14 protein-coding genes are annotated in these 14,585 nt (G+C 72.6%); 8 read left to right on the top strand and 6 right to left on the bottom strand.

What is annotated here, in order from left to right; translation table 11 throughout:
• The first annotated feature begins 78 nt into the window (after positions 1-78).
• Positions 79-1,011, top strand: a complete 933-nt coding sequence (locus ACTWJ8_RS32220) for a phosphatase PAP2 family protein (protein WP_443261106.1) — start codon at positions 79-81, stop codon at positions 1,009-1,011.
• The gene (locus ACTWJ8_RS32215; protein WP_443261105.1) at positions 1,008-1,886 is read left to right on the top strand and encodes a hypothetical protein; all 879 of its coding nucleotides are present in this window, start codon (positions 1,008-1,010) and stop codon (positions 1,884-1,886) included. The genes ACTWJ8_RS32220 and ACTWJ8_RS32215 overlap by 4 nt, the downstream gene beginning before the upstream one ends.
• 4 nt (positions 1,887-1,890) lie before the next feature.
• Here ACTWJ8_RS32215 and ACTWJ8_RS32210 read toward each other — a convergent pair whose 3' ends face one another.
• From ACTWJ8_RS32210 to tgmA, 4 genes are read right to left on the bottom strand one after another with little or no spacing between them, the layout of a single operon-like run.
• On the bottom strand, positions 1,891-2,823 hold the full coding sequence (locus ACTWJ8_RS32210; protein ID WP_443261104.1) for a phospholipid scramblase-related protein: 933 nt from the start codon (positions 2,821-2,823) through the stop codon (positions 1,891-1,893).
• Positions 2,824-2,864: 41 nt separating this feature from the next.
• Positions 2,865-4,316 (bottom strand): carboxylesterase/lipase family protein, encoded by a 1,452-nt coding sequence (locus ACTWJ8_RS32205; protein ID WP_443261103.1) that lies wholly within the window; start codon positions 4,314-4,316, stop codon positions 2,865-2,867.
• A gap of 53 nt (positions 4,317-4,369) precedes the next feature.
• On the bottom strand, positions 4,370-5,380 hold the full coding sequence (tgmB, locus tag ACTWJ8_RS32200) for an ATP-grasp ribosomal peptide maturase (RefSeq protein ID WP_443261102.1): 1,011 nt from the start codon (positions 5,378-5,380) through the stop codon (positions 4,370-4,372).
• Between the two features lie 14 nt (positions 5,381-5,394).
• Positions 5,395-5,586, bottom strand: a complete 192-nt coding sequence (gene tgmA, locus ACTWJ8_RS32195; protein ID WP_356373743.1) for a putative ATP-grasp-modified RiPP — start codon at positions 5,584-5,586, stop codon at positions 5,395-5,397.
• Positions 5,587-5,904: 318 nt separating this feature from the next.
• Here tgmA and ACTWJ8_RS32190 point away from each other — a divergent pair, with 318 nt between their 5' ends.
• Both ACTWJ8_RS32190 and ACTWJ8_RS32185 read left to right on the top strand, forming a co-directional pair.
• Complete coding sequence (locus tag ACTWJ8_RS32190) at positions 5,905-6,744, top strand: hypothetical protein (RefSeq protein ID WP_443261100.1); 840 nt, start codon at positions 5,905-5,907, stop codon at positions 6,742-6,744.
• A 129-nt stretch (positions 6,745-6,873) separates the two neighbouring features.
• Positions 6,874-7,569, top strand: a complete 696-nt coding sequence (locus ACTWJ8_RS32185) for an ankyrin repeat domain-containing protein (protein ID WP_356373745.1) — start codon at positions 6,874-6,876, stop codon at positions 7,567-7,569.
• Positions 7,570-7,911: 342 nt separating this feature from the next.
• Here ACTWJ8_RS32185 and ACTWJ8_RS32180 read toward each other — a convergent pair whose 3' ends face one another.
• The gene (locus ACTWJ8_RS32180; protein ID WP_443261099.1) at positions 7,912-9,147 is read right to left on the bottom strand and encodes an amidohydrolase family protein; all 1,236 of its coding nucleotides are present in this window, start codon (positions 9,145-9,147) and stop codon (positions 7,912-7,914) included.
• A 203-nt stretch (positions 9,148-9,350) separates the two neighbouring features.
• Between ACTWJ8_RS32180 and ACTWJ8_RS32175 the strand changes: the two genes are divergently transcribed.
• The 3 genes from ACTWJ8_RS32175 (at position 9,351) to ACTWJ8_RS32165 (ending at position 12,221) form a co-directional block, all read left to right on the top strand.
• Positions 9,351-9,710 carry an ArsR/SmtB family transcription factor gene (locus ACTWJ8_RS32175; protein WP_443261097.1) on the top strand — a complete coding sequence of 120 codons (360 nt, stop codon included), beginning with the start codon at positions 9,351-9,353 and terminating at the stop codon, positions 9,708-9,710.
• On the top strand, positions 9,707-9,964 hold the full coding sequence (locus tag ACTWJ8_RS32170; protein WP_356373748.1) for a hypothetical protein: 258 nt from the start codon (positions 9,707-9,709) through the stop codon (positions 9,962-9,964). The genes ACTWJ8_RS32175 and ACTWJ8_RS32170 overlap by 4 nt, the downstream gene beginning before the upstream one ends.
• Before the next feature lie 121 nt (positions 9,965-10,085).
• Complete coding sequence (locus ACTWJ8_RS32165; RefSeq protein ID WP_443261096.1) at positions 10,086-12,221, top strand: MMPL family transporter; 2,136 nt, start codon at positions 10,086-10,088, stop codon at positions 12,219-12,221.
• A gap of 22 nt (positions 12,222-12,243) precedes the next feature.
• Here ACTWJ8_RS32165 and ACTWJ8_RS32160 read toward each other — a convergent pair whose 3' ends face one another.
• Positions 12,244-13,143, bottom strand: coding sequence for a LysR family transcriptional regulator (locus ACTWJ8_RS32160; protein WP_443261095.1), 900 nt, complete (start codon positions 13,141-13,143; stop codon positions 12,244-12,246).
• A 195-nt stretch (positions 13,144-13,338) separates the two neighbouring features.
• Here ACTWJ8_RS32160 and ACTWJ8_RS32155 point away from each other — a divergent pair, with 195 nt between their 5' ends.
• Entirely contained in the window at positions 13,339-14,562 is a 1,224-nt protein-coding gene (locus ACTWJ8_RS32155) for an FAD-dependent oxidoreductase (protein ID WP_443261094.1), read from the top strand.
• Positions 14,563-14,585 lie beyond the last annotated feature (23 nt).

Genomic DNA, 14,585 nt, shown 5'->3' with positions numbered 1-14,585 from the left:
CAGTGTCGATGAGATCACACCGGCCTATCGATACGCCAGTGTACCGGTACGCCAGCGTATCGGTACACTGGCGTATCGATGAACGGGAACCTGCGGGAGCCGGGGCAGCACGCCGCCCGGCCACCCCTGATACGCGAGCTGCTGCTGGTCGTGGGACTTTTCCTCGTCTACAAGCTCGGGCGGCAGCTGGCCAACGGCCACACCGCCGAGGCGTTCCACAACGCCGACCACGTGTGGAGCTTCGAGCGTGCCGTGCACCTGCCCGGCGAGGGCGCGGTGCAGGACGTGCTGCTGAGCAGCGACGTCCTGGTGCACGCCGCGAACGTCTACTACGCCTCCGTGCACTTCCCCGCGACGATCGCGCTGCTGGTCTTCCTGTACCTGCGCCGCCCGCGCCACTACCTGTGGACGCGCCGCGTACTCGCCGCGCTCACCGCGGCCGCGCTCGTGCTGCACCTCACGTTTCCGCTGGCGCCGCCGCGGCTCCTCGCCGCCACCCACCTCGTCGACACGGCGCAGGTCTACGGGCCCTCGGTGTACGCCGCGAAGCCCGCCACGGACACCATGGCCAACCAGTTCGCCGCGATGCCCTCGCTGCACTTCGGGTGGGCGCTGATGGTCGCGATCGGCCTGATCGCCGCGACCCGCTCGCGGTGGCGCTGGCTGTGGCTGCTGCACCCGCTGGTCACACTGCTGGTGATCGTCGGCACCGCCAACCACTACTGGCTCGACACCATCGTGGCGACCGCACTGCTTGGCGCCGCGCTCGCGGTGATCCGGCTGCCCCGCACGATCGACGCGACCGGCTTCTGGCGTCACCTGTTCCCGGTGCCCGCCCCGGCGACGGCCCCGCACATCGTGGAGTCCCGCCGCACGCCGACGCCGTGGACGCCCGCCCCCGACGGGCTCATGGCCGCCGATGTGCTCGCCGCGGCGACCCCCACGCGCATACCGGTCGAGATGATCTCCGCGCCCGGCACCGGATCGGCCATGAGCGGAGCGGCCCGATGACCGCCACCCTGCTCGCCGTCGCGCTCTCCCTGGTCTCCGCCGTGGCCTACGCCGCCGCGGCCGTGGCCCAGGAGCGGCTGGCCGCCACGTCCGGCTCGGGCGTGCTGCGGCTGCTCGGGACGGGCGCCTGGTGGTGGTCGGTCGGGCTCAACGCCTCGGCCGCGCTGCTGCACGTCGCGGCGCTCAAGTACGGGCCGCTCACCCTGGTCCAGCCGCTCGGCGCGCTCACCCTCGTCGCGGCGGTGCCGCTGGGGGCGCGGGTCGCGGGGCGGCACGTCACGGCGGGCGAGTGGCGCGGCACCGTCCTCACCCTCGCGGGTCTGGGCGCGCTGCTCGTGACGGCATCGGGCCCCGCCCCGGACGACACGCTCTCGCTGCCCGAGGCGCTCGGCGTCGCCGGGGTGACGGCCGCGCTGATCGGCGTGCTCTCACGGCGCGGCGCGAAGCCGGGCCTGCGCCACGCGACCGCGTCCGGCGTCGCGTCGGGCGTCGCGTCGGCGCTCACCCAGACCGTGACGGTGGCGGTCACGGACCGCTCGGGCCCGCTGCTCGACGTCCGGGTGATCGCGGTGGCCCTCCTGGTGGCGGCCTTCGCCGCGGGCGGCCTGCTCCTGTCCCAGACCGCCTACCGCGGCGGCCTGGGCGCCCCCTTGGCGATGGTCACCCTGTCGAACCCGGTGGCGGCGTCCGTCATCGGCCTGGTCCTGCTCGGCGAGCATCTGCAGGGCGGGGTGGCCGGCTGGTCGCTGGCGGGAGCGGGCGCGGTCCTCGCGACGGGCGGGGTGGTCCTGCTGACCCACGCCCATCAAGCACAGGTCGTTCAAGCCCCGCAGTTGAACGAGAGCCCGCGGGGGCAGAGCCCCGTGACCGCGTAGCGGCTCACCCGAACCCTCGCGCGTCCTGCTTCAGCGCCGTATCCACGGTGAGAGCCGTCGCGACGACCAGGCTCAACAGCGGCTCCGGCAACTGGTAGTGCACCTGGAGCACATAGTTGTCCGCCGTCGTGAACATCGTCTTGGCCAGCCCCTCCCACGTCTTCGTGATCCGCGCGACCTCCTGGTCCGCGTGGTCCACGATCGCGAAGTTCCAGGCCCGCCAGTTCTCCGCCTTGATCGCGCCGATCTGCTGACCGTTCGCGTTCATGGCGAAGTTGATCTTCCCGATGGCGTTCTGCTGGACGATCTCGCCGACCGGCGAGCCGTCGGGACGCTCCACGAGGACCCGGGACTTGATGAACTTCGCGGGCCGCGTGAGCACCAGGTGCGGCTGCCCGTACGCGTCCCTGATCTCCAGCCGGTGCGTCATGAACTGGTCGACGCTGGCGACGAACCGCAGCGCCTTCTTCATGGCACTCTGGCCGACCTGGACGACGGAGCCGAGCTGGTTGCCGTGCTGATCCATGACGCTGTACTCGTTCGTCAGCTCGATCAGCTTGGCCTTCTGGTTCACGACGAGGACCGGCTCGGTGAACAGCGTGCCGCCGCCCTGTCCGGCCCCGGCGACGCCCGCCTGCTGCTGCACCTGCCGCTGCACGTCGGCGGCACGCGCCCGCGCCTGCTGCTCGTGCAGGGACTGGGGCTGCGGCTGGGCGAACTGCTGCGGCTGCTGCTGGGGCTGCCCCGGCGCGAACTGCGGCTGCGCCGGAGCCTGCTGCTGCGGCGCCTGGGCCGGTGCCTGCGCCTGGGCCGGTGGCTGCGCCTGCGCGGCGTGCGTGTGCTCGGTCCACTGGGCGCCGTCCCACCACCGCAGCGTCTGGGGCGTGCCCTGGGGGTCCGGGTACCAACCTGCGGGGGTGTTCGAATGCGTCGTCACCCGGGCACACTATCGCGCCACTCCGTGGGCGTTCCCGGCCCTCAGCGCACCCCCTCCCACAGCTTCCGCTCGGCCGCCCGCGGGTCCGCCTCGACCCGGCTCGCGCCCGCGTCGAACACCATCGTCGCCCGCTCCCCCGCCGGGTCGTACGCCGCCCAGCCCGGGTCGCCGGACTCGGCGAACGCGACCCACGCGCCGTGCACCTCGCGGGCCAGCTCCGCCGGGGTGTCCTTGCCGGCGAGCGCCGCGTAGTCCGGGTCGTCGGCGCGGTCGAAGACGAAGCCGAGCTCCAGGGCGTGGCAGGCCCCCAGCCGCCCGTCGTACTGCGGCGACCGCCACGCGAACTCGTACACGTGCGAGCCCGGCACCGCCTCGGCGAGCCGCACCGCGGGGATCCGCCAGAACCAGTCGGTGACGATGGCGTCGAGGAGTTCGCCGGGGCTCGCGTCGGGCCGGCTCGCCCGGTACCCCGCGAGGTCCGCGCCGAAGGCCTCGGCGCCCCGCTGCACCCGCCCCTCGCTGATGCTGTCGAAGCGCCCGGTCGGCACCATGTAGAGCCGGTTCTCCTCGCGGTTGCTGCCGACGAGGATGTCCACGCCGAGGCCGGGCCCCGGCATCACGTGCTCGTCGGCGATCGGCTCGTACACCATGCCGTTGAGCGCCGCGTCGCCCCACACCGCCGGGTCGGGCCGCCGCCGGAACTCGTCCGAGAGCGCGCCCTGCGCCGCGATCAGCTCCGGCAGCGGCACCGCGGCGAACGCCTCCGCGCTGTGCTCGATCCCGAGGTTCGCGGCGAGCCGCTCCCCGATGCGGCGCGCGGTGTCGGGGCGTACGAAGTGGTGGCAGGCCCCGCTCTGGAGGATCGCGCGCGCGAACAGGCCGCGGGCGCGCGGCTCGACGAGCAGCCGGCCGATGGCGACGCCGCCCGCGGACTCGCCGAAGACGGTGACGCGGTCCGGGTCGCCGCCGAACGCCTCGATGTTGTCCCGCACCCACTCGAGCGCGGCGATCATGTCGAGGAGCCCGCGGTTGTCGGGCGCGCCCGGCAGGTGCAGGAAGCCGTCCACGCCGAGCCGGTAGTTGACGCCGACGAAGACGACGCCGTCGCGGGCGAAGGCGTCACCCCGGTAACCGGAGGAGTTCGCGGAGCCGTTGGAGAAGGAGCCGCCGTGCAGCCACACCATGACGGGCAGGCGGGCGCCGGAGCCCGGCTCGGGGGTCCATACGTTGAGGTTCAGGCAGTCCTCGCCGTCCTGGGAGGTCTCCGGGATCAGCGCGTCGAACGGCGGCGCGTACGGGGCCTTGGGCGCGGTCGGCCCGTACGACGTGGCGTCGCGCTCGCCCGTCCACGGTTCGGCGGGCTGCGGCGCGGCGAAGCGGCGCGGGCCGAACGGGGCGGCGGCGTAGGGAACTCCGAGGAAGGCGGCGATGCCGTCCTCGGTGCGGCCGCGCAGGGTGCCCTGCCTGGTGACTACGGTGGTGGCGTCGGTCATGCTCCTCTCGTACCCCTCCCCCGCCGCCGCGTAAAGATCTTCGCGGAGTCGTGTCAGCCACACCCCGCGCCGAGCGTGCGCTCGCCGTCCTCGCCCGCGGGCGGCACGGGCCCGAGGGGTTCGCCCGCGAGCCACTGGGCGACGGCGCGGCCGATGGGCTGGCCCGTCTCGATCTCGATGAAGCCGAACTGGCCCGACTGGTTGCACTCCAGGAACCACCAGATGCCGTCGGCGTCCTCGGCGAAGTCGAACGCCCCGTACGCCAGTTGCGCGCGGGCCAGATAGGTCCGCACCGCGTCCGCGACGCGCCGGGGCACGGATATCGGGCGCCAGGGCCCTGCCGCGGCGTCGAAGCGCACGTCGTCCACGCCGCTCTCGTCGCCGGGCACGGGCCCTTCCTGCGAACTCGCCGCGCGCGCCGCGAAGAGCCGGTCGCCTACGCAGGTCAGCCGGATGTCGGCGGCCCTGCGCACCCGGCGCTGGAGCAGCGTCGGCCCGTTGGCCACGTCCGCGTAGTCCTCGCCGGGGCGCACCCGGGTGGTCGGCACGGCGAGCCCGTCGTCGGGGTGCTTGCCGGAGACCGGCTTGACGATCAGGTCGGGGTAGCGCTCGGCGAACTCGCGGGCGGCGCGCGGGAACGTGGTGATGAGCGTGGCGGGCACCGGCAGTCCGCAGGCGCGGGCCAGCCACAGCTGCCACGGCTTGTGGCGGGCCTGGCGGGCGGAGTCGGGGTGGTTCATCCAGCGCGCCTCGGTGCACCGCAGCATGCCGTACAGGGACTGGGAGGTCTCCTCGGTGAGCCAGGGGGATGCGGATCCGGCGCGGGCGGCGGGCGTTCCGGGGCGGCGCACCCAGATGGAGCGCAGTCCGCCCATGCTGACGACCCGGCCGCCGACCGAGAGGTACCCGTGGAACGCGCCGTGCGCGAACTCCCCCGACAGGCCCGCGCCGCCGGGCAGTTCGGCGGGGTCGAGCCGCAGGACCGGGATTCCATTGGCGTTCAATTCGACGACGGCCATGTCGGCCGTCACATCCTGTTCACTCGTCAGGATCAGCACGGTCATTTCGGCTGGGCCGTTCAGTCGTCGAAATGGGTTTTCGAACCCGCGGTGGAGGTCGTGGCCGCGAACTCTCGCAACACTGCGTAGTCGCGCGCGGCCACTGCGCCGTCGGCCAGCACGTTCAGCTGCAGCGTTGCGTCGTACAGGTACGGTGCCCTGACCTCTGCCTCTCGCGTGGGGCGGGCATAGTTCAGTGCGAACGGTCGCATGAGCTCTCCTAGTTGGGGGTGCGCCAAGTCAAGCGCATGGTGACTCTCCGGCGTCACACCTCCAGCCAATTTCCAGGTCTCGTTTTGGGTAAGACGCGTCACACCCCTGAGGAGTTCATTCCGCCACGCAGCGTGATGACGACACGTCAGCCAGGTAATCACCGGGCATTGCAGGGGAGTTTGAGGTCACTCCACCTATACGGCGCCTTTACAACCCTTTACATCTCCGGACGAGGGTGGGCGCGGGCGTACGGCGACAATGCGCCAGCCTGCGCGAACCCCCACTGCGTGTACGGGCCATGAGGCAGGGTGAACCCCATGACCCGGCACACGAAGCGGTACAGAAGACGTCTCGCGTTGACGCTCGGCACGGCCCTGGGCGCCCTGACACTCGGCGCGACCACGGCGTACGCCACGCCCACCTGGACCGAGACCGGCACCGCGCACGTCGGCACGCTGACGCACGGTCAGGGCCTGGCGTCCCGCGCCGACGGCTCGCTCCTGTACCGCGGCCTGGCGTCGGTCCCGCTGTCGCTGCGCGTCAAGGGCTGGACGCACGTCGGCGATCCCGACGTGGCGCGCGGGTACGCCTTCGACGCGTACCAGGGCGGTGACACGGCGACGAAGAAGATGTTCGCGGTCACCGATCCGGCCGGAAAACGCACCACCTACGAGCACGCCCTGGACCCGGGCGAGCTGCTCAACAACTCCTTCGCGGCCGTGTCGCCGGACGGACAGTGGCTGGTTTCCGGCGAGTGGGGCACGATGAGCCGCCTCCAGGTGTTCCCCGCGCCGGTCCTCAACGCGGCCGCGCCCGCCCCCGGCGCGAACCTCCCGCAGGCCGGGCAGATCTCGCTCGACAAGCCGGTCACGAACATCCAGGGCTGCGACTTCACCGACGCCACGCATCTGATGTGCGCGTCGAACGACGCCGCGAAGGAGGTCCTGGACGTCACCCTGGACCGCCCGCTGGACGGGAAGCCGGTCACCGGGCGCGTCTCCACGGCGTTCGCGATCCCGCAACGCAGCGTCTGCAAGGGCACGTTCGAGACCGAGGGCATCGACTACGACGCCGCGCGCGGCACCCTGCGCGTGGAGATGGTGCCGCCCGCCCCGTGCCTGGTCACGACGGCCGTCATCTCCTACGAGCGGGGGTGAGGCGGGCCCGGGAGGCGGTCGCATCGACCGATCGGACGACATCGGGGTCCTCCCGTTGACCGCGGCGCGCGGGCCCGGCGGGGCGGAGGATCGGGGTACCGGAACGGCCCCACCCGACGGAGGACCACGATGCGCATCGGACGAGGCGGACTGATCGCGGCCGGCGCGCTGGTGTTCGCCACGGCGTGCACCGCGGCGCCGGACGCCGCGCCCGACACCGGGCGGTCGCCCGAGGCCTCCGCCGACCTGCTGCGGGCCGCGGACGACGGCGACACGGACGCGGTCCGCGCGGCCCTGCGCGCGGGCGCCGACACCGAGGTCCGGGACGGCGAGGGCCGCACCCCGCTGCTGCTCGCCGCGCTCGACGACCATGTCGCGGCGGCGAAGGCGCTCGTCGCGGCGGGCGCCGATCCGGACGCCCAGGACGACCAGGACGACAGCGCGTGGCTGGTCACCGGGGTGACCGGCAGCGTGGCCATGGCCCGCGCCCTCGTCCCCGCCGACCCGGACTACACGCTGGTCAACCGGTACGGCGGTACGTCACTCATCCCGGCGGGCGAGCACGGCCACGTCGACTACGTCCGCGAGGTGCTGCGCACCACGGACCTCGACGTCGACCACGTCAACGACCTCGGCTGGACCGCCCTCTTGGAGGCGATCATCCTGGGCGACGGCGCCCGCGACCACCAACGGGTCGTCGCCCTCCTCCTCGACGCCGGCGCCGACCCCACCCTCGCCGACCGCGACGGCGTCACCCCTCTCGACCACGCGGAACGCCGCGGCTACACCGAGATCGCGAAGCTGCTGCGGGCGGCGGGGGCGTGACGCCTCCCGCCCCTTTGGCCGCTGCCCGGCGGGCCGCCATCTCGGACGCCCCCTGCGGGGCCACCGCCTCGGTCGCCGACCGGAGGTGACCGCCGCGAGGTGCGGTCGGGCGGTGCCCTGTCCAGGGCCGACCGCACCTCGCGGTCGACCGCTTCCGGCCCGCGCCCCCGCCGCCGTGCGGGACGAGGCCGCGACGGCCTCGAATGAGGCTGCGCGCCTCGGGTCTCACCCGGACACGAGGCCGCGAAGCGCGGCTGGCCATCGACCAGTTCCAGACCGATGGCCCTGCCGTCATTCAGGACGAGACCGCGACAGCGACGAGAGAGGGAACCGCCGCGTGGCTCACCGAGACATGCGGCTCGCGAAGTGCGGGTAGGCGTCCGTCGGTTCCGGGCCGACCACCTTGCCGTCGTGCAGGACCAGGACGCGGCGCGGGTGGTCCGCGACGGCCTCCGGGACGGATGAGGCGGCGATCGCGACGAGGTCGGCGCGGGTGCCCGGGGCGATGCCGTAGCCGTCGAGGCCGAGCGCGGCGGCGGCCTCCACCGTCACGAGGTCGGCCGCCACGCGGAGTTCCTCGTCCGTCATCAGGCCGTCGCGCAGGCCGATGATCGTCGCCCGCTCCAGCATGTCCCCGGTGCCGTACGGCCACCATGTGTCGCGGATGTTGTCGGAGCCCGCGAAGACGCGCACCCCGTGCTCGCGCAGCCGCAGCACGGGCGGCATGGGCCCGGCGGGCCCGTTGGTCATGATGGCGACGCCCGCGTCGGCAAGGGCCTTGGCGGTGCGGTCGAGTTCGGCGTCGTCGACGGCGCCGAGGCAGTACGCGTGGCTGACCGCGACGCGTCCGCCGAGGCCGAGCGCCGCGGTGCGCGCGGCGATGTCGCGCAGCTGCCCCGTGCCGGTCGTGCCGCCGTCGTGGAGGTGGAGGTCGACGCCCTTGCCGTGCCGTTCGGCGAGGCCGAAGACGACGTCGAGCTGGCCCGCGGCGTCGCCGTCGAAGCCGACCGGGTCGAGGCCGCCGATGAGGTCGGCACCCTCGGCGAGCGCGGCGTCCAGGAGGTCGGCGACGCCGGGCGCGGCGACGACCCCGCTCTGCGGGAACGCCACGATCTGCAGGCCGAGCCGGTCGCGGAACACGTCGCGCACGCCGAGCAGCGCGTGCAGGTTGTCGAGGCCGACGTCGGGGTCGACGTCGACGTGCGAGCGCACGTGCCCCGTGCCCATGGCGATCATGCGCCGGGCGAGCGCGGTGGCCCGCTCGGCGACCGGGACCGGCTCCGTGGTGCGGGAGGCCCGCTCGGACATGATCTGCTCGCGCAGCGTGTCGGTGGCCCGGTGCGGCCGCCAGGGAGCGCCGAGCAGCGTCTTGTCGAGGTGCGCGTGCCCGTCGACGAACGCAGGAAGCAGCAGCGCGCCGCCCAGGTCGAAGGACCCGGGCGCGGGAGCCCCGCCGGCGACATGCTCGACGACCTCGCGGACCCGCCCACCGTCGATACGGACGTCGACGAGCCGTCCGTCGGCGAGCGTGGCTCCGACGAGCTTCGCGGGTTCCGAGGGGGCTGCCGCCTCGCGCATGGGTCTCTCCTTGCGTCGTTCCTGTGCGATTCAAAATGGTATACCAAATGACCCTGGCGGCTCCCTGAGGCAACCCTGAGACCTCCCCCCCATCGATCCCTCATCCGTCCCTGATATGTGTCAGATTTCTTTGACAGGTGGCACGGCGAAGGGTGAGTTTGGGGATGTCCGACACGGCTTCCGGCACGGCTGAAGGGGGCGGCATGACACAGCGGTCGACCCCCACGGGCGACGAGTTGCTGAAGGTGCTCGGCGCCCTCGGCAACCCGCACCGGCTACGGATCGTCGCGGCGCTCGCGCAGGGGCGCAACTATGTCAGCGCGCTCGCCCGCGACATCGGCATGGGGCGCCCGCTGCTGCACATGCACCTGCAGCGCCTGGAGGCCGCCGGTCTGGTCAGCGGGACGCTGGAGCTCTCGGAGAGCGGCAAGGCGATGAAGTTCTACGAGCTGACCCCGTTCACGTACACGCTCACCCCCGAGGTGATCGCGGCGGCCGCGCCGAGCCTCACCGACGAGGGCGGGCCGACAACGCAGAAGACACAGAAGGAGCGCACGGGATGAACGGCGGAGACTGGGCAGGAGTGGCCGGGGCCGCCGGCACCTTCCTCTTCCTGATCGTGGTCGTCTGGCAGATCGCCGCCACGTGGCGCGCGCGGATGCTGGCCGCCCGCGAGGAGCAGTACAAGCAGATGGCCCTCAAGTACCAGCAACTCCTCGAGGACAACATCGAGTTGCACCGCCGCTCCCTGGAGCAGCAGGAGCAGGCCCAGGCGTCACTGGCGTCGATGGAGCGGATGATGCGCGAGATCGAATAGCCGCACCCGCGGAACAGGAACTGGTGCGGCCGGGAGGGGCAACTCCCGGCCGCACGCACGAGAAGCAACGCCCCGCGAGCGCATCGCAAGACACCCACCTCTCACCTGAAGGAGACCACTCATGCCCGCTTGGATCAAGCGGCTCTCCACCGCGCCCGGCGGACGCCGCTCCAAATGGCTGGTGCTCGTCGCCTGGCTGATCGTCGCCGTGGCGCTCGGCCCCCTGGCCGGGAAGCTCGGCGACGTCGAGGAGACCGGCCCGAACGCCTTTCTGCCGAAGGGCGCGGAGTCGGCGCGGGTCAACACCGAGCTGGAGAAGTTCCGCACCGACGAGCTGACCGCCGCGGTCGTCGTCTACACCGGCGCCGACCGCGCCGCCGTCGAGGCCGCGGGCAAGGAGGCACGCGCGGACGTCTCCGACTTCGCGCCGTTCGTCGCCGACGGACACCGGATCGCTCCGCCGCTCCCCTCCGTCGACGGCAAGGCCCTGATGACCGTCGTCCCCATGGACGGCGGTGACGGCATCACCGACAAGGTCGACGAGCTGCGCGACGTGGCGGGCGCCCACGCGCCGCCGGGCGTCGATGTCGAGGTCGGCGGCCCCGCCGCCTCCCTGACCGACTCCGTCGCGGTGTTCGACACCCTCGACTCCACGCTGATGATCGCCACCGGTCTCGTCGTCGCGGCCCTGCTCCTCCTCACGTACCGCAGCCCGATCCTGTGGCTGTTCCCGCTGCTCTCGGTCGGCTTCGCCGCCGCGCTCACCCAGGCGACGACGTATCTGCTCGCCAAGTACGCGGGCCTGCCCGTCGATCCGCAGAGCGCCGGCGTCCTCATGGTCCTCGTGTTCGGCGTCGGAACGGACTACGCGCTGCTGCTCATCGCCCGCTACCGCGAGGAGCTGCACCGCACCGAGGACCGGCACGCGGCGATGCGCGTCGCCCTGCGGCGCAGCGGTCCCGCGATCCTGGCGTCGGCGGGCACCATCGCGGTGGGCCTCGCCTGTCTGGCGTTCGCCGACATCAACTCCTCACGGTCGCTGGGGCTCGTGGGCGCGGTCGGAGTCGTGTGCGCGTTCCTCGCCATGGTGACCGTGCTGCCCGCGCTCCTCGTCATCTGCGGCCGGTGGGTGTTCTGGCCGTTCGTGCCGCGCCTCGGCACCCCGGCCCGCAAGCCGCACACCGTGTGGTCGCGGATCGGTGGCGCGCTCGCCCGGCGGCCGCGCTGGTCGTGGATGATGTCGGTGGCCACGACCGGTGTCCTCGCCCTGAGCGCGCTCGGCATCACCATGGGCCTCAGCCAGTCCGAGATGTTCCAGGACAAGCCGGAGTCGGTGATCGCCCAGGAGCACATCGCCGCGCACTTCCCGTCCGGCGCCTCGGACCCCGCGAAGATCGTCACGGCCTCGGAACGCGCGGCGCAGGTGCGGACCGCCGCGGCGGAGACGCCCGGCGTCGCCCGCGTCGAGAACGGCGACCGCACCCCGGACGGTCAACTCACCACGCTCTCCGTGGTGTTGAAGGACGCCCCCGACAGCGAGGCCGCCAAGAACACGGTCGACGCGCTGCGTTCGTCGGTGCACGCGGTGGAAGGCGCCGACGCGCTCGTCGGCGGCACGACCGCGCAGACCCTCGACACACAGCGGGCCGCCGACCGGGACCTGCGCACGGTGATCCCGGTCGTGCTGCTCGTCGTCCTGGGCGTGCTGATCTGGCTGCTGCGCGCCCTGGTGGCACCGCTGCTGCTCCTGGCGACGGTCGTGCTGTCGTTCCTCGCCGCGCTCGGCGCCTCGAACCTGCTCTTCGAGCACGTCCTCGGCTTCGCCGGCATCGACTGGTCGATCCCGCTGATGGGCTTCGTGTTCCTGGTCGCCCTCGGCATCGACTACAACATCTTCCTCATGCACCGCGTGAAGGAGGAGGCCACCCGGCTCGGCCACACCCGCGGCGTCCTGGAGGGCCTGACCAGCACGGGTGGTGTCATCACTTCGGCGGGCATCGTGCTCGCGGCCACCTTCGCCGTGTTCGCGGGCCTGCCACTGGTCACCATGGCGCAGATGGGCGTGATCGTCGGCATCGGCGTCCTCCTGGACACGTTCCTGGTCCGCACGGTCCTGGTCCCGGCCCTCGCCCTCGACCTCGGCCGGTGGTTCTGGTGGCCGGGTCGGCTGTTCCGGACGGCGGACCGGGACGACGCCGTCACAGCGACGCGGGCGCCAGGATCGTCGCCCAGGCCGACGGCGGAGCACCGACGCTGACGAGCCCGGACTCGGCGGCCCGTCAGGACCGCTCGACGACGCGCCCCGCCCGCGAAGCCATGCGCCGCAGCCACGCGTGGGCGGGGTCGCGCTCGTGGGCGGGGTGCCACCACAGGGATTCCAGCAGGTCACCGAGTTCGAAGGGGAGCTCGGCGATGGCCACCCCGGAGTCGGCGGGGGTGAGCCGGGCGAGGCGTTCGGGCATCAGGCCGATGCGTTCGCTGCCCCGTACGAGGTGGGGCACGGCCAGGAAGTCCTCCGTGGTGATCGAGGACCGGACCCGGACGCCCTCCTCGGCCAGGCGCGGCATCATCGACAGCGCGGAGAACGGGTGCTGGTAGGCGAACACCCAGGGCCGCGTGGACAGTTGCTCGCGGTCGAGCGGGCGGTCGGTGGTCTCGGAGGAGACGACGCAGGCCCAGCGGTCCCGGTACAGCTGGAGCATCGGCATGTTCACCAGGACGCCTTGGGGCAGCACGATCGCGTCCACGGACCGCAGATGTTCGGACGCCCGGTTCACGAACTGCGCCGTGCTGTGGCGGAACGTCAGGCGCACGTTCGGCGCCTGCTCCTGTACGAGGTCGGCCAACACCCGTGCGAACAGCGGCAGATGACAGTCCGCGACGACCAGCGTGAACTCGTGCTCCGAATGCTCGGGATCGAAGTCGGCCCTGGTCTGGAAGACCCGGTCCGTCCAGCCCAGCGCCAACGAGGTCTGCTCCGCGAGGCGTTCACCCAGGGCGGTCAGCTCGTAGGAGTTGCCGACGCGGGTCAGGAGTTCGTCGTCGAAGTGCCTGCGCAGCTTGGCCAGGGCGGCACTCAGGCTGGGCTGGCTGAGGCCGAGGCGCTGGGCGGCGCGGGTCACGCTCCTCTCTTGCAGCAGGGCATCCATGGAGACGAGCAGATTGAGGTCCGGGCTCACGGCACACTCCGTCGAACGGCATCGGTTTCATCTATGACGGGCATCGGCAGATTCGGCTTCCCCGATGGCTTCGGGCGGGGCAAGACTAGGTGTCGCGAGCCCGATGACGCAGCCGCGCCGGGCTCCGCGACCGCGGCGGGCCCTTCCGCCCCGCCGCGTCGACGCATTCACGACGCACGAAGGGCAGGGCCGCTGATGTCGCCGTTCCACGTACTCGTCTCCGGTGGGGGAATCGGAGGCCTCTGCCTCGCGCAGGGGCTCAGGAAGGCGGGCATCAGCTGCGCGCTCTACGAGTCGGCGCCCGGCATCGTGCAAGCCGGCTACCGGCTGCACATGAACGCCGTCGGCGGCGCCGCGCTCGAGCAGTGTCTCCCGGAGCACCTCTACGAGCTGTACCTCCAGACGTCGCGCGTGAGGCCGCGCCGCGAGGCGTTCGTCATGCTGGACAGCCAGTGCGAGGAGATCGGCGCCCGCCCGCACATCGGCCCTCCCAACGACTCCGACCGGCCGCACACCGCGGTCGACCGGCGCGCCCTGCGCCAGATCATGAACACCGGGCTGCGCGACATCGTCCACTTCGACCGCACGGTCACCGGCTACGAGGAGGACGACGCCGGAGTGCGGCTGTTGTTCGCCGACGGCACCTCGGCCACCGGCGATGTCCTCGTCGCCGCCGACGGGATCCACTCCCCGGTCCGCCGCCGCAAGCTGCCGCAGGTACCGACGGTCGACACCGGTCTGCGCAGCGTCGCCGCTCGCGTCCCGCTCACGGACGACCTGGTCGGTTCGCTGCCGCCGGCCCTGTTCGACGGCTTCGTGCTTGCTTCGTCGCCGGACGGCGTGAACTGCTCCTTCGGTGCCTGGCAGCCGCGCCGCCTCGTGGCCGAGGCCGTCGCCGAACTCGCTCCCGGCGCGGACATCGACCACGTGGAGCCGTACATGATGGTCCACTGCGGTTTCACGGACGAGAACCCCTGCCGGGCCGGCGCCCCCGACCTGTGGAACGCCTCCGTCGACGAGCTGCACTCCGTGATGCGCGCGGCGGTTCGCGGCTGGCACCCCGGCGTCGTCGAGCTGGTCGAGCGGGCGGACAGGGCCACCCTCGCCCCGACGTCCATCCGCCGCCTCGACCCGGTCGACACCTGGGAGACGAGCCGCGTCACCTTCCTCGGCGACGCCATCCACGCGATGCCGCCGTCCTTCGGCTCCGGCGCCAACACCGCGCTGCGCGACGCCGCGTCCCTGGCCCGAGCCCTGGGCCGGGTGGTCGACGGCGGCGCGGACCTGACCGGGGAAATCGCCACCTACGAGGACGAGATGCGCGCCGAGGTATGGCCCGTCTTCCGCGCGTCGGCCGACCCGCGCTCGTTCCAGCAGGCCGACTTCCTGCCCGACGACCTGCCGGTCGCGAACCGCTGACCCCGCACACGTACACACCTACA

Source organism: Streptomyces sp. SDT5-1 (assembly GCF_052245995.1).
Classification (GTDB): domain Bacteria; phylum Actinomycetota; class Actinomycetes; order Streptomycetales; family Streptomycetaceae; genus Streptomyces.
The sequence above is the reverse complement of the archived record's forward strand: the minus strand, read 5'-3'. Positions and strand labels throughout refer to the sequence as shown.

Excerpts from the sequence above, each read along its gene's own strand:
- ACTWJ8_RS32220 (WP_443261106.1), top strand. The coding sequence starts at position 79 with ATGAACGGGAACCTGCGGGAGCCGGGGCAGCACGCCGCCCGGCCACCC.
- ACTWJ8_RS32215 (WP_443261105.1), top strand. The coding sequence starts at position 1,008 with ATGACCGCCACCCTGCTCGCCGTCGCGCTCTCCCTGGTCTCCGCCGTG.
- ACTWJ8_RS32205 (WP_443261103.1), bottom strand. The coding sequence starts at position 4,316 with ATGACCGACGCCACCACCGTAGTCACCAGGCAGGGCACCCTGCGCGGC.
- tgmB (WP_443261102.1), bottom strand. The coding sequence starts at position 5,380 with ATGACCGTGCTGATCCTGACGAGTGAACAGGATGTGACGGCCGACATG.
- tgmA (WP_356373743.1), bottom strand. The coding sequence starts at position 5,586 with ATGCGACCGTTCGCACTGAACTATGCCCGCCCCACGCGAGAGGCAGAG.
- ACTWJ8_RS32190 (WP_443261100.1), top strand. The coding sequence starts at position 5,905 with ATGACCCGGCACACGAAGCGGTACAGAAGACGTCTCGCGTTGACGCTC.
- ACTWJ8_RS32185 (WP_356373745.1), top strand. The coding sequence starts at position 6,874 with ATGCGCATCGGACGAGGCGGACTGATCGCGGCCGGCGCGCTGGTGTTC.
- ACTWJ8_RS32180 (WP_443261099.1), bottom strand. The coding sequence starts at position 9,147 with ATGCGCGAGGCGGCAGCCCCCTCGGAACCCGCGAAGCTCGTCGGAGCC.
- ACTWJ8_RS32175 (WP_443261097.1), top strand. The coding sequence starts at position 9,351 with ATGACACAGCGGTCGACCCCCACGGGCGACGAGTTGCTGAAGGTGCTC.
- ACTWJ8_RS32170 (WP_356373748.1), top strand. The coding sequence starts at position 9,707 with ATGAACGGCGGAGACTGGGCAGGAGTGGCCGGGGCCGCCGGCACCTTC.
- ACTWJ8_RS32165 (WP_443261096.1), top strand. The coding sequence starts at position 10,086 with ATGCCCGCTTGGATCAAGCGGCTCTCCACCGCGCCCGGCGGACGCCGC.
- ACTWJ8_RS32155 (WP_443261094.1), top strand. The coding sequence starts at position 13,339 with ATGTCGCCGTTCCACGTACTCGTCTCCGGTGGGGGAATCGGAGGCCTC.